This is a genomic window from Nostoc sp. (assembly GCF_036917775.1).
In the GTDB taxonomy this organism is placed as follows: domain Bacteria; phylum Cyanobacteriota; class Cyanobacteriia; order Cyanobacteriales; family Nostocaceae; genus Nostoc.
On sequence record NZ_JBALEQ010000115.1, the window covers coordinates 66,307 to 80,809 of the forward strand.

Below are 14,503 nucleotides of genomic sequence, written 5' to 3' on the forward strand. Positions count from 1 at the left end.
TTTAATGCCACTAAATTGATTGTGAGTTCTTTTACAGTTTTATTCATAAAAGACCTTTTTTGAGATTGGAAACCCCAACCTCAAAAAAACTAATTTGGGGTAATAGAGGCTAAAAGTTTATTTGGCACTAAATTTTGAGTTTATTGGCTAATTAAGACTATTTACTGACTAAACTACTGTAAGTCGACCAATTTAAAGTAGTATATATTTATGAGATTTGCATAGATTGTGCTAAAAAACAAGAGTTTGTTGAAATTTTTTAATATTACTCATTCAGAGACTTAAGTCTGTGGCGAAAACTTTCTCAAAAAAATAAAGAACAAGTATAATTTTTGTCCTCAATGTTTAAAACAACAGATTCTGCGTCGAATGCGTTATGGGATGTTTTAAAAGTCTCTTTGTCGGTATTAAAAGTTCTAGATGCCTCTAAATCCATGCCACCTGCTCATGGGGGAGACTCCCTTGGCGCTTAATACTGCTCGGTAAAAGGGTAAGGGGAAAAGGGGAAAGAAAAAACCTTTAACCTTTTCCCCTTACCCAATTCTGAGTTAAAAATCCAAAACCCGAGCAGTATTGCTACGCATCCCCTTAAAAAGGCTGACTTTGACTGTAGTCGATGCCGATAAATTGACCAGCAGTTCGCTGTCCAAATTGGGATGTTTCCAATATTTTCACCATTACCATTGTGAAAAAGGGTGTTTTACTAAATTGCTGTTGAAATATCTGGAATCATCAGAAACTTCTTGTCCAATCCAACTTGGTAGTTCAATTTGTTGATTTTCATCATTCAGTTCAACTTCTGCCAAGATTAATCCTTTATTAACACCATCAAACTCATCTATTTCCCAAATCAAACCACCCGATTGGATTTTATATCTGATTTTTTCTATAAAGGGACGTTCACATAATGCCTCAAGCATTTCTTGAGCATCTTCAACAGGAATCGGATACTCAAACTCTAATCTCGAATATTTTATACTGGGGCCTTTAATAGTCAAATAACTCTTTTCCCCTACTATACGTATCCGTACAGCCGCTTTGTCTTGTGTGGCAATGTATCCTTGACGATATACACTACCTTCAACTAATCCTCTCCAGCTATCTCCTTTCACTAAAAATTTCCGCTCTATTTCTTTCGCCATTTTAGTTACCTGATTATTTGCTTTTGTCTAGAAACAAGCTGAGTTATTTTCAAAAAAATCCATGCGATCGCTCATTTGCACGATGACGATCTCTTAATTCAGCGTCTCCCCATTAGTTAACTGCTGTCAGGATTCAGGTCTGTCAAATTTTTCAACTGCATACTCTGACTCTAATACATCCTTATTTGACTTTAAAATATGTTGGTCAAGCCCTACTAGGGGTGGAGAATAATTACTCCGCAAGGGTTCAAAGTACGTCAAAATTTAGATAAACGCGATCGCACTTACCGACAATGCAGATTACCCAAAGTCTCCATACAGCAATTCTTGTGACTGACTTAGAACGCTCTGAACACTTTTATGGCAAAGTATTGGGATTATCCAAAATAGATCGTTCCCTAAAATACGCTGGTGCATGGTATCAAGTCGGTAACTATCAGATTCACCTAATAGTTGCACCTACTGTCCCTACCGAAAACCCCAACGAAAAATGGGGACGCAACCCTCACGTCGCTTTCTCAGTGGCTAACTTGGACGCTGCAAAACAAGAGTTGCTCGATCATAATTATCCCATTCAACCCAGCGCTTCCGGTCGCCCTGCCCTATTCACTCAAGATCCTGATGGAAATATTATTGAGTTGAGTCAGGAGTGAGGGGCAGGGGGCAGGGGAGGCAGAGGGCAGAGAAGGCAGGGGAAGAAGAACTATTTATTGATTATTGACCAATGACCAATGACCAATGACCAATGACCAATGACAAATGACCAATGACCAATGACAAATGACCAATGACAAATGACCAATGACTAATGACTAATGACTAATGACCAATGAAAAATGAAAATAATTGCTTACTCTTACACCAATCCGCTATTAGAATCTTCTCCCGATCAAGCTGATTGGGGATGGGAGGTGGATCGGGTTTATGAAGATTTAGGTAAGGCAGAGTCTTCTGGACAGACTACGCGAGAGTCCTACGGACACGCTACGCGATCACAATTACAACAATTATTTACCGATTGCGAAACTGAACCAGCAGATTATCTCTTGATTCGGCGACTGGAAGAATTAGGGGATACTGTAGAGGAAATTAGCGATCGCTTACATAAACTCGAAGCGATGGGAGTAGCGATTATCGCTACAGAACAGCCCTATACTTCCGAAAATTATCCTCTCGGCGCTGACTTGCTGAATTTGCTAAATGCAATTCAACGTCAACAACGTAGTCGTCGCATCCGTCAAGGACACGCCCGTAATCGTCTTGAGGTTGCGCCGCCACCTGGTAAAGTTCCTTATGGCTATCGCAGAGGTAAGGGTAAATATACTGTTGATCGCAGTACTTCACCAGTAGTCAAAGATTTTTTTGAACACTTTTTACTCTATGGTTCCCTGCGGGGTTCGGTTCGTTACTTGGCGAAAAAATACGGCAAAAAAATCTCTGTCACAACCGGGCGACGCTGGTTGACTAATCCAGTTTATCGCGGCAATACAGCTTACCAAAATGGTGAAATTATCTCTAATACACATATTCCGATAATTTCTAAAGAAGAAGCAGCCCAAGTTGACCGACTTTTACGCCGTAATAGCCGTTTACCATCCCGAACTGCCAGTGCTAGGCGTTCTTTGGCTGGGTTGGTTGTCTGTGCTGAGTGTCAGTCACATTTGACAGTTACTCGTGTCACCCAACGCAACCAAGATAAGGAGTATCTTTATTTACGTTCTACTAGCTGTCCTAAACTCCCCAAGTGTAAGGCTATTCCCTACCAAGAAGTATTGGAACATACAATTGAAACCGTTTGCCGTGACTTACCCTTAGCTGTCGCAGGGATGAATTTTCCCCAATTGGATGCAGTCAAGAATAATTTAGGGCAAGCGATCGCTCGTCAGCAAGAAATACTTGCTCAGTTACCTGCTTTAATCGAAACTGGAATTTTAGATGTTGAAACAGCAAAGCTAAGGGCTTACAAACTCCGCACAGAAATTTCTGCACTTGAAGCAAAGTTGGCGACTCTTCCCCCAGTTAATTTGCGTTCTGTTGCTCAAGCTGTTTCAATACCCCAATTTTGGTTAGATTTGTCGGAAACAGAACGACGGTTTTACTTTCGAGAATTTATCAGACAAATTAAGATTACTCTTCAGAATAAAGAATTAAAACTCCAAGTAATCTTTATTTTTTAGTATAAAAAATATTAAATTCAAGAAGCACACTCATATTCACTAAAACAATTGTTATCAACAAAAATTAGTTTTAAAATATACCAAATCCTGATTAATCAAAGTTCCAACTATTCAATTATATTGCTCTTTAGTGTGTCTCATTTCCAGTCTTTCATTGACACTACAGTTTGGATAAGGTTTTTGATAAAAGTTATAAATCGCAGTCTTGACAATAATCAGTCCTTTGTAGAGACGGCGATTTATCGCGTCTTTTCCCTCAACCAAAACGTATTGTATTGCTTGCACTGGGAATGCCTAATGTGAGGCTCCACCTCCTGACTTGCGGCACAGGCAATAATTAGTATTTCTAGCCTCTAGCTGAAAATGAGGCTGTTAGGCTTAGAATAAATTTCAAGGCAACATGGTAAAGAACCGGAAGATTTAAAAATTTTTTGTAATTACGATCAAAAAAATTAAACTAATTTCTTTAAATATACAGCACGACATTACAACCTTGTAGCAATTATTTCCTAAAATTTTTAATAAGCTAGAAAGCTAAGTAGATAAAAATTAAACTAAGCGTCACATTCAAAATGAAATACAAGTTAATTTACGGAATAAAAACCAAGTATTCAATAATTTGTTGTCTGTATTATTTTTATCATTTTCCGATTTATATGTTATTTCAATAGTTAAGATAAATTTTTCAAAAAATAGCGCTAATTAGATAAAGTTGAGTTAATCTTGGAAACTAGCAATTGTTAAGAATATACGTTGCTACTGGGTGGCAACATTGGAGATTCGCTTTGGTCTCTATGTAATCAAACCAGCAAGTAAAATGATTAACATAGAATATGCAAGAAGGAAGCTTTATTTGGAGTCATCTAGAAAAACAGCATCGCACGGTTGGCAGATGGATTGATTGGGTATGGCTAATAGTATTGCTGTTGGCAGCAGTATTACTGTTTAGCATCAATCTGGGAGGATTGCCCCTGCGAGATTGGGATGAAGGGACTGTGGCACAGGTTGCTCGTGAAATTTGGCACGCTCCAGCAGGTTCAATGCGTTGGCTTTTCCCAACGCTAGGAGGCGAACCATATCATAACAAGCCGCCTTTGATACATTTGCTAATTGCCTGGGCTTATTCTCTAGGAGGCGAAAATGAGTTCACAACTCGTCTACCTGGAGCAATTTTAACAGCGACATCTGTACCTTTACTGTATTGCATTGCTCGAGAGATATTTCGCCAACGTTGGGCTGCTATTTATAGCGCCTTAATTTATCTAACAATGCTACCTGTGGTGCGTCATGGGCGCTTGGCAATGTTGGATGGGGCGATGGTAAGTTTTTTGATGGTGATGATGTTGTGCGTGTTGCGATCGCGCCGAGATTTACGTTATTGCCTTGGTGTTGGTGTCAGTTTTGGGTTTATTTGCCTAACTCAAGGACTGCTAGGTGTATTACTAGGTGCGATCGCGATCATATTTCTGTTTTGGGATACCCCACGGCTGCTCACCTGTTACTATCTGTGGATAGCAATCTTCATTGGCATTGTGCCTGTCGCTGGTTGGTATAGCGCCCAACTAATTCATTATGGTTACACTTTCGCCCAAGTTGGGCTTGTAAACCCATCACTAGGTCGAATTGGCTCATTTGTAGAAGGTAATCCTGAACCGCCTTGGTACTATGTGGTTGAACTTCTCAAATACACATGGCCCTGGCTATTATTTTTACCGCAAACTGTCCGCTTAACCTGGGAAAATCGCAACCTTAGCTGGGCAAAACTAGTAATGGCGTGGAGTGGTGTTTATCTATTGGTAATTTCTTTCATGATTACCAAAGTCCCCTGGTATTTATTCCCGATTTACCCCAGTTTAGCTTTAGCTTTTGGTATCCAGTTATCAGAGACAGAGAATTCGCCTTTACTTTCATCCTATCCCCGCGCTTGGGTTGCTGGTTTGGCGATACTTGCTGTAGTTGCTTCTGCTGGTAGCATTTATTTCAGTTGGGGTACAACATCACAAACAGATTTACAACTGATTTTTGCCGCAGTCGCTTTAACTATGACCTTAGCAGCTATTTTGGCAGAACGAGGCGACGGGCAATTTCTGAAGATTTTGTTTTGGGGAAGTTACCTTTCGCTGCTGCTGTTAATGAAATCTAACTACTGGGTTTGGGAATTATCTGAAGCCTATCCAGTTAAACCAGTGGCCGCCATGATTGTGCGGGCAAATCCAGCTACAAGGAAGATTTACACATCTTTTGCTTACCATCGTCCCTCGTTGGATTATTATAGCGATCGCACCATTATTCCCGCTTCTGTTGGCGAACTGGAATATTATTGGCACTACAACGGGCAACCCTACTTTCTACTTCATGGATCTGCTTTGAACAATCTCCAACTAGATTCGATGAAGTTAATTGACCAAGCTGAAGGCTGGAAGTTAGTTACAAAGGAAATTAATCGTCTTTAAGTTTAGGGCATTGGGCATTGGTTATCAGAAAAATGGGTTTAAAACCCCGTGCTTCCAGCACGGCTTTAAAGTAATGAGTAAGGAGTAATGAGTAATGAGTGGATGAAAAATGGGTATTTACTCATTACTTATTACTCATTACTCCTTCTTAAGAGTGCGTACCAACTCTTGGAGAAGCTGCGCCAACGCGAACGCCAAGGGCAAACACGGCGGTCAGTATGTCAATAATTCTTATCCTCTGCCTCATAGCCTTTTGCTTCTCCACTGCGTATTTATCCTGCTCTGAATTCATCAAATAGTCATCATCAATCAATTCAACTGTTGTAACAAAAGCTGCACTAATTTTGTCTTACATGGTCTTTTTTACCTGAAAAAAAGCCCAAATTTAAAATCACAATAAAGGAAATAAGTAATTTCTCATAAATTTTGTTTTATTACAGTTAATATCTCATAGATTTAAGTATTTAAATCCCTTGTTTGTGTGTTCAGTCAGTTGACATATTTTGTATAATTTTTCCCGATAAAAAATAAATTCATCGCTTAAAAGCTAATAATCATCTGGCGATTGCCTTTTCCTAGTAAATGTAAAAATCTGGAATCTAAATTTAAAGAAATGATAAACTCCGTAGTCTTGCGGTTTTGCCAGCGAGATTGATTTTTTTATACTCTAAATATTACGAAATGTTTCATTCATCAAATTTAGAGCCAGATTTTTATGGGGTTACAAAATCTTTCATTTTTACCGCAAGAAATAGGAGGGCTTGAGACAACAGCAAACCAGCCATTTTCAGAAGTATGGGCAAAAAAGTATTTGCGAAAGCTAGCTCAACAGGATGATCATATTGAAGTTCTTAAACGGAGTGAAATAGCATCTGAAGTTGCAACAAAGTTAATGCAGGAACTCCGAACTACAAGTCTTCAAGCGTGGGGAAAAACAGAAGCACTTTTGTCTCAAGAGGTGATTAGACATCAAATTGATCCTGAATTAATTGATCCGTGGGAAGTGGCAAAGGATACCCATCAGATTTATAAAACTGCCCTCTCAGCTTATGCTGAACAGATTCCTCCGCCGAAGTTTTCTACTCGGATTGCGAAGAATATGGGAAAGATTCGGCAAAAGTATATAGCAGATGATCCGAGAGTGATTGGGTTCATTAGTATACAGTTCCACTATAGCGGACAAATGCTCCTCAACTTGGCACCGCCAGCACAGCAACCATTCCTGAGTGCTTATTTTAAGGTGATTGATGACCATCTCTATATGCCGCTTCAGCGTGCTTACCAGGCAGCAGCAGAATATGCTTACGACGCACCACAGTTAAAAGCAGTCCAGCAACTCTTGCCGTTATGCAGTGAGATTGCGACTAAGATTGTAGAACGGGTGATGGAATTATATCCCACCTATCGCTGCTACACAGGTAGTTTAAGTGATACTAAAACTAGGATTTCGAGTATCCGTGATGCGGAGATGTTTCAAGTCTATCTCTGGGTATGTATTTTGGAGAACAACATTAGTGCTGTTCAACAAGAGCTATTTCCACTATGTGTCATGCTATATCCCAGATTGAAGGTAAGCTGGGAATTGGTACGGCAATTAATTCACTTACTCGGCATCGAAATCCGTTCTCGTTTAGAACCGGAACAGGCTGCTTACTTTCTGCCTTACTATGAGTCGTTGTGGGGAATGTTTTCGCCGCAAGTATTCCCCGATATTGACATTCCTTAGACCTAATATCGCCATATCTAAAAACCATCTAAGGAATCATCGCTACCTTAATTACTTGTCGCGCTTTCATCTCACAAAACACCTGTTCTAAATCTTTTAATGGCCGCTGTTCACTAATAAGTAACTCAAAGGGTATTTTGCGACTAGCGATCAGTGCCAATGCCTCCCGCACATACTCTGGTGTATTGTGAAACACGCCTTTGATTGTCAGTTCACTGTAGTGTAGCTGTTCTGTATTGACGGTAATGCTGGTATCTCGTGGACATCCACCGAATAAGTTAACTGTTGCACCAGGACGGGCGCAGGCGATCGCAGTTTCCCAAACAGTTGGTACACCTGTGGCTTCAATCACCACATCTGCGCCCCGTCCTTGGGTAAGTTCTTTCACGATACTGGGAATATCCGGGATTTGATGATAATTAAAAGTCTGGGTTGCACCCAATATTTGACCAATTTCTAGCCTGGGGTTATTACCTCCCCACAACAACACCTCAGCTTTCTCACTCAACGCCGCCACAAACATTAGCCCAATCGCCCCATCTCCTAAGACGACTACTTGATCTTTGGGCTTGACATTAGAACGGGCTACACCATGTAAAACACAAGCCAACGGTTCCGTCATCGCTGCCAATTCCCACGGCAACTCATCGGGAATCTGCAACAAATTATGCTCTACTATCGGTGCGGGAATTTTCAAGTATTGGGCAAAAGTCCCGTTATTCCAGGTCAGATTCGGGCATAAAGAATACTCTTGGCGTTGACAAAAAAAGCACTTCATGCAGGGGGCAGAATTATTAGCAACGATGCGATCGCCCACTTGCCAATTTGTAACGCCTGCACCCAAGGCAACAATTCGCCCAGCAGCTTCGTGACCAAATAGCGTTGGCAGTTTCAACATCTTGGCATGACCACCACGCCGCCAAACCTTCAAATCTGTACCACAAGTTGTTGCTGCCCCCACTTGGATCACAACTTCGCCAGCCGCCGGAGTGGGGTCAGGAACTTGCTCTAACCGTAAATCTTCTTGCCCATAAAGTAACGCTGCTAACAAAGCTTTAAACCTATAAATTAGCTCCATCCGATTTTATCAGTTGGAGCTAATTTATAGGTGTAAACAAATCATTATTGATTTTTAGTCAATTTTTATCTATTTAAAAATTGCAAGAACTAGGTATTTACTACTGGCTGGGGAACAACTCCGGTGTTCCGAGTATCCACATTAGGTAAGCGAATAACAGTTAATAACGGTACTTCTTGTCGGCACGACAGGCAAAACCAATATAGTTCACCATGACGGGCATGACGCAGGAGGGAACCACCGCAACATGGGCAAGTGTTGGCTCTCGTACTCATACCAATGTTCTCCTTAAAAAAATTTGTTGTTTAAACTCAGCAAGAAAAAGCAGTTGATTAAAAATGTATTTTGGTAGCATGAATGCGACCATTCGATTCTATGCGGTCTTTAATAATTTGTCTGTAAATAGCTTCATATCCGTTAACCATTTGGTTAACACTAAAGTTGCTTTCTACATGTTTTCGACAGGTTTGACGATTGAGTTCCAAAGCTAGGGGAATCATTGCCGTCATTTCTGCATGGCTTTTGCAGATAAAGCCTGTTTTACCGTGGGCAATTACTTCAGGTACTGAGCCGAAATTCATGGCAATAACTGGTGTACCAGTTGCCATTGATTCAGTCATCACTAATCCAAAAGGTTCTTGCCAGTTAATGGGAAAAAGAGTTATGGCAGCATTGCCCAGAAGTTCAATTTTTTCGGCGTGGTTAATTTCGCCGAGATATTCAATTTGCTGACCATCAATGTGGGGGGCAATCTCTTGTTCAAAAAACTTAGAGTCGCCGACATCAACCTTTCCTGCCATCTTCAAGCGCCAACCACTGTGCTTTGCAATGGCGATCGCATGGTGTGGCCCTTTTTCTGGCGAAAAACGCCCTAAAAATGCCAAATATGGAGGTTCTGACGGTTGGGCTACGAAAGGATAATCTGCTAGCTCAATTCCGTTATAAACAGTGCCAACATAATTTAGATCGACTTGACGCTGCGAGTTACTAATGCTGATGTATGGTTGCATCTGGTAGTAACTAAATGCGTGCCGGGTGTCGTTGGTAAAATTATTGTGCAGTGTATGCACCGTAGAAGTTGCTGTTATGAAACTCGCTAAAGGTAATGCCGAAATCCCTACATGAGAATGGATAAGATCGAATTCTTTAGCACGTTGGTAAACTTGGCTCAGTTCTAGCATTTCGTACACTGCATACTCTTTAACATTCGGGTCTAAGCGTAATGCACGTGGATAAACTGCTTCTAAATGAGCCAAAGTTTGAGAATCGCCAGAGGCAAATAATGTTACCTCATGACCGCGACAAACAAGTTCATCAGTCAAGCGACTCACTACCAGTTCTATTCCTCCATAACTAGGAGGTGGAACCCTTTCCCATAAGGGGGCAACTTGAGCGATTTTCATAAGTTTTTTTGGTTCAGTCTATGAAATTTTCCTCAATATAATGAGTTGCATCATTATTGTATGAGAACAGAGCATTTGTACTTACTCTTTTGACATTTAAATTAACCTAACAGGCTACCAAAAGCGCAATACCGATTAACCGTCCTGCAAATTTTCTATCGACAAATCTAAAGGACTATTCGGCAAAACTCAGTCCTGAGTTACATTTCTAACGTATAACTAATCAATTAGTTGTTGCATCTGTCTTGGGGATCATAATGAAGTAGAATATTTTGTAGCAGAACTTACAAAATTGAATATTTGGTAGCTGACAATACTAAAATATTCAATGGGATCAAATGATTAAAGGTTTGTTTAAACGTAATTGGGAAATGCAAAAGAAATTATAAATATTAAGTAATTGTACAATAATTACATAATTTGTAATTATTAATTGTCAAAAAATTCTGATAACTAATGAAAATCGCTACTTGGAACGTCAACTCAATTCGCACTCGCCTCGAACAGGTTACTGATTGGTTAACTAACAATCCCGTTGATGTTCTCTGCTTACAAGAAACCAAAGTTGCGGATGCCGAGTTTCCGCGATCGCCTTTTGAGCAGTTGGGCTATAACCTTTATATATCAGGACAGAAATCTTATAATGGCGTAGCAATGATTAGCCGCCAGCCACTTTTAAACGTAAGTAGCGGGTTTAGGGCGATTTTGCCAGATTTACATCACGAATGGGATGAACAAAAACGGGTAATAACAGGTGTAATTGATGGTGTTCGGATTGTTAACTTATACGTTCCCAACGGTGCAGCAGTAGGAACTGAAAAATATGAATACAAACTGCGCTGGTTGACCGCGCTACACGAGTATTTGCGGTTGCTTGTACTGTCAGAACCTGCAATTTGTGTGTGCGGTGACTTCAACATCGCCCTAGAAGACAAGGATATTCACGAACAAGTGAGTACAGAAAATCACATTATGGCAACGCAAACCGAACGCCAAGCCTTACGGGAGATTCTGCAACTGGGATTTGCCGATGCTTTCCGCAAATTCACCACAGAAGGGGGAAATTATAGCTGGTGGGATTATCGCGCCGCCGCCTTTCGTCGCAACTTAGGTTGGCGGATTGACCATCACTATCTCACGCCTATCCTTTATGAACGTGCTACAAGTTGTATTATTGATGCCGAACCCAGAAAATTAACCCAACCCAGCGACCATACGCCGGTAATTGTGGAATTTTGAATTTGGGAATTGGGAGTTGGGAATTGGGAATTGGGAATTGGGAGTTGGAGACAATGGGAAAGACTTGTTGTAAGTTCTAAACTTTTGTCCCCTTGTCCCCAACTCCCCTGCTGCCCAATGCCCCATGCCCAATTAATCAATTTAACGGCTTATATATATCCTCTGAATTAGGATTGAGATAAGGACGCTGTAAATCTATTAGGTGTCGCGCAAAGTGTTGGTCAATAACCTTCATCCGTTCCTCCATCGCATTCTTACCTTTTTGCCAAGCTTCAAATAAAGCATTAGCGACAATTTGGCAACGGTTCATCCCAAAACTTTCTTGTGCGGCAAATTTTTTGGTTGGTTCTTCAGCTAAACCTAAACCTGGGGCTAGAAATTTGGTAAACAAGGGGATTTCGGCCTGGAAATGGGATTGATTTTCTATATAAACAGCTTGAAGGATTTTGCGGATTGCTGAATAGTCGGGGAGTTCAAAGTAGAGTAGCCCCGAATCATAGCGTCCATAAGCAGAAGGGTTGTGAAGAACCTGAAAGCTAAAGGGAATGGAGGCTGCATTCAATTGCATTGTCAAGCTTTCCATAAGAGCGATCGCACCAGATGGCGTAAAGTTAAAGTAAATACGCCCTGCTCCCAAATCAGCATCGGGGTTACTTAGCTGTTCCTGTCCGACATTACTAACTGCCAAGTAAGAGCCATTTTGCAATCGATTTTTGGGCATCCAGATTGCTACCATGTCACCTACTTTGGTAGATTTTTTGCTGGATTTGAGATGGCAGTCTGGCTCAACATAAAGTGTTAAACCGCCTTTAGTCACAGCCATAGTCCCATCAGGTTCTTTTCGCAATACCTGCCATCGAGGGTCAAAGTAACCTATGCCGTGATTACTGGCGTGTAGATGCTCGTAAAAATTCCAATCAATTTCTAATATGGAATTATCTGCTAAATTATGCTTTGATGGGCAATTACTACTATCAGTATTGACTGCTAAAGTACTTTGTAGAGAGCCATTGTAATAGATCCCATAAAGAAAGTTACGCAGCAGTAGAGTTAGATATTTCTGTTGTAAATCCACAGAATTTTGCTGAAATCTATCGGCGACTTTAGACGGTAGAGCAAAGGGTTGATAATTGGGATGATAAATACAAAAATTTGGCTCAATCTGAATATTTTTAGCAATATCGAATAGAGAATTTAGCGGTTGATTGATAGAGTAATTTAGCATTAATCCATTTAGAACTCAAACTTTAAAAACAGAATTCGGAAGTCAGGAGTCAGAATTTATAATTGTTCTGCTCCCTGCTATTAACAACCACGAAGCCGAGTTTTTTCGTAATAAAGACGAAGTAGCTGTGGCTCTTTTACAGCCTGAGGAAGTTTATGAACTTTCCCTACAGGGTTAAGGATTTCTGACTCTGATATTCCGAAAATAGTCAGTACACCTTGCTGTGGCATAGTGAGTAAACTTTTAGCCACTTGCAGCATACAAATATCAGCATTATTAAAGGATTTTCGGCAGGTAATCATATCCTGAATTTGATGAATTAGTGCCAGTCCTGCAAACTGGATAACGCGCACAATAAAGTCACTGCGGTATTCCAAAATCATTGGGAAAGCATTTAGATAACCCCTAATGAGGGCAATAATTGAAGGTTGCAAACTCTCCAACGGTGTCAAAGCCAGATGTAGAGATTCTTGTAACTCAATGGTGGGATCTACGACGAGGCTATTGAGCCAAATTCCTAAATAGCTTGCTAGTAAAGTCCCTAAATCAAAAGCTGGATCTCCCCAAGAACAAGCTTCCCAATTAATTAGTCTTACTAGGCAATTGTCTAATTTTTCCCACCTGGAATGAACCAAGATGTTGTTCAATTTCAAGTCGTTGTGAGTCAAGCAGCAGGGATTCCAGTTGTATGCCAAATCTGCGATCGCAGATTCCAAACTCTCTGATTGCTGGTAGAGTAGATAGAATTTCAGCGCATCTGTGGGAACCATCCCAAAAATCTCCGGCCCAATCGACTCTACCCCTTGCGCCGGATTATAAAAGCCATAGCGAAACTCTCCTTGGGGAGCAGTTGCCATAAAATCCCGATATTCTCGGCGGTTGTAGGTTGCACGATGGAGTCCCGCTAAAGTAGTGCCGATGGCTGTGGCAATTTCTTGTGGAAAAATCTCATTGTTGTGGTATAATGTCGCAAGTTCCCGATATTCACTTGAGTAGTTGCGGACAAGGATGGAATTTTCTTCGTCAAAATGAACTACCAACGGTGCGATCGGGGAAATATTGCCGAGAACGGGAAACTGCTGGAGTAACTGATGAAATAGCCACTCCTGAAACAATTCATGAGGAGCGCCGTCATTGCTTTTAACGTTACGTTCTTGTTTAATGAGCAGTTTCCGATTATCTGCTAGAGTCACGAGTAAATCGAAACTGTTCTTACTACTTCCTGGCAACTCAGATTTATCTGATGCGTCATCTTCTGAGCTACACAGCCCCGCTTCTTGCAGATACTGGATAACATTATGAGAAGACAGTGATAATACCATGTATTATTTCCTACTTCATTAAATTACTTAAACTTATCTGTGTCTGTATTTGCTTGTACTTAAGCAGTTGTCGGTAGATAGTGAATAACAATAAAGATTTGTACAATCTACTAATATCCCATCTTTCCGATAAAAACCTGCCAAAATGGTACAAAATCCTTTACAATTTCTTTAAAATTCACTCCTAGATCCGGTGACATCTTTACACTTTATCAGCATAGTTACTTAGATACATCTAGAGCAAGTTTAGTGGTAGAGCCTTTTGATGTAGCAGCATCTCCAGCAAAAAACTGATTGGCGGCAGATGTTATTTGATGCTCAGTAGTCATCCTGAAAGCAGCAAAGAATTTCAGTAATCCTTCGCAGCAGGAAGCATGACATTCGACGCTATTATTTTTATTTATCATCCCAAAGCCAAAAAAACCGGAATTTTTAGGCCATTAGTCATTATTTTTTTCTTTAATTTTCAGAATTGATGTCTAAAAGCCTTGTTATTAGGTCATTTGTCTTACTTACGTATTGTAGATAACTATAGGCGATCGCAGACAACGGTTACATGAGTGCATCTTATGGAAGTGTACTTTTGTCAAGGATGTTAAGACCTCTCCCTGGTTTTACTATGTAAAACTGTCCCTCTCCGAGGCCTATCCATTACCCGGATCTTTCTCAACAAAACATAAAAATACTTAAAGAAAGGCGAAAAGGTTGATAGATATAGTTTTGAGGAGGAGAAACAGA

Annotated in this window: 11 protein-coding genes; 5 read left to right on the forward strand and 6 right to left on the reverse strand. The window is 40.5% G+C overall.

Translation table 11 applies throughout. From position 1 onward, the window contains the following. Positions 1-677: 677 nt before the first annotated feature. Positions 678-1,142, reverse strand: a complete 465-nt coding sequence (locus V7K69_RS23995) for a CYTH domain-containing protein (RefSeq protein ID WP_174712249.1) — start codon at positions 1,140-1,142, stop codon at positions 678-680. Between the two features lie 293 nt (positions 1,143-1,435). On the opposite strand from V7K69_RS23995, the gene V7K69_RS24000 reads away from it, so the two are divergent. The 4 genes from V7K69_RS24000 to V7K69_RS24015 all read left to right on the forward strand — a co-directional run bounded on the left by V7K69_RS24000 (position 1,436) and on the right by V7K69_RS24015 (position 7,498). Further along, positions 1,436-1,795 (forward strand): VOC family protein, encoded by a 360-nt coding sequence (locus V7K69_RS24000; RefSeq protein ID WP_114081337.1) that lies wholly within the window; start codon positions 1,436-1,438, stop codon positions 1,793-1,795. Between the two features lie 183 nt (positions 1,796-1,978). Then, the gene (locus V7K69_RS24005; protein WP_335038947.1) at positions 1,979-3,319 is read left to right on the forward strand and encodes a recombinase family protein; all 1,341 of its coding nucleotides are present in this window, start codon (positions 1,979-1,981) and stop codon (positions 3,317-3,319) included. A gap of 833 nt (positions 3,320-4,152) precedes the next feature. Continuing rightward, positions 4,153-5,772 (forward strand): ArnT family glycosyltransferase, encoded by a 1,620-nt coding sequence (locus V7K69_RS24010; RefSeq protein ID WP_335038949.1) that lies wholly within the window; start codon positions 4,153-4,155, stop codon positions 5,770-5,772. A gap of 715 nt (positions 5,773-6,487) precedes the next feature. Further along, positions 6,488-7,498 (forward strand): hypothetical protein, encoded by a 1,011-nt coding sequence (locus V7K69_RS24015; protein ID WP_335038952.1) that lies wholly within the window; start codon positions 6,488-6,490, stop codon positions 7,496-7,498. A 28-nt stretch (positions 7,499-7,526) separates the two neighbouring features. Here V7K69_RS24015 and V7K69_RS24020 read toward each other — a convergent pair whose 3' ends face one another. From V7K69_RS24020 to V7K69_RS24030, 3 genes are all read right to left on the reverse strand, one after another. Then, positions 7,527-8,549, reverse strand: a complete 1,023-nt coding sequence (locus V7K69_RS24020) for a zinc-dependent alcohol dehydrogenase (RefSeq protein WP_335038968.1) — start codon at positions 8,547-8,549, stop codon at positions 7,527-7,529. Between the two features lie 116 nt (positions 8,550-8,665). Then, complete coding sequence (locus tag V7K69_RS24025) at positions 8,666-8,851, reverse strand: hypothetical protein (protein WP_083782393.1); 186 nt, start codon at positions 8,849-8,851, stop codon at positions 8,666-8,668. 57 nt (positions 8,852-8,908) lie between these two features. After that, positions 8,909-9,979 (reverse strand): glycosyltransferase family 4 protein, encoded by a 1,071-nt coding sequence (locus V7K69_RS24030; protein WP_335038955.1) that lies wholly within the window; start codon positions 9,977-9,979, stop codon positions 8,909-8,911. A 456-nt stretch (positions 9,980-10,435) separates the two neighbouring features. On the opposite strand from V7K69_RS24030, the gene xth reads away from it, so the two are divergent. Next, entirely contained in the window at positions 10,436-11,218 is a 783-nt protein-coding gene (xth, locus tag V7K69_RS24035) for an exodeoxyribonuclease III (RefSeq protein ID WP_335038957.1), read from the forward strand. A gap of 136 nt (positions 11,219-11,354) precedes the next feature. Here the strand turns inward: xth and V7K69_RS24040 are convergent, their stop codons facing one another. Further along, a complete protein-coding gene (locus tag V7K69_RS24040; protein ID WP_335038959.1) occupies positions 11,355-12,443 on the reverse strand; it encodes a T3SS effector HopA1 family protein in 1,089 nt (362 codons plus the stop codon). Positions 12,444-12,523: 80 nt separating this feature from the next. Further along, entirely contained in the window at positions 12,524-13,765 is a 1,242-nt protein-coding gene (locus tag V7K69_RS24045; RefSeq protein ID WP_335038962.1) for a phosphotransferase family protein, read from the reverse strand. Between the last annotated feature and the right edge of the window lie 738 nt (positions 13,766-14,503).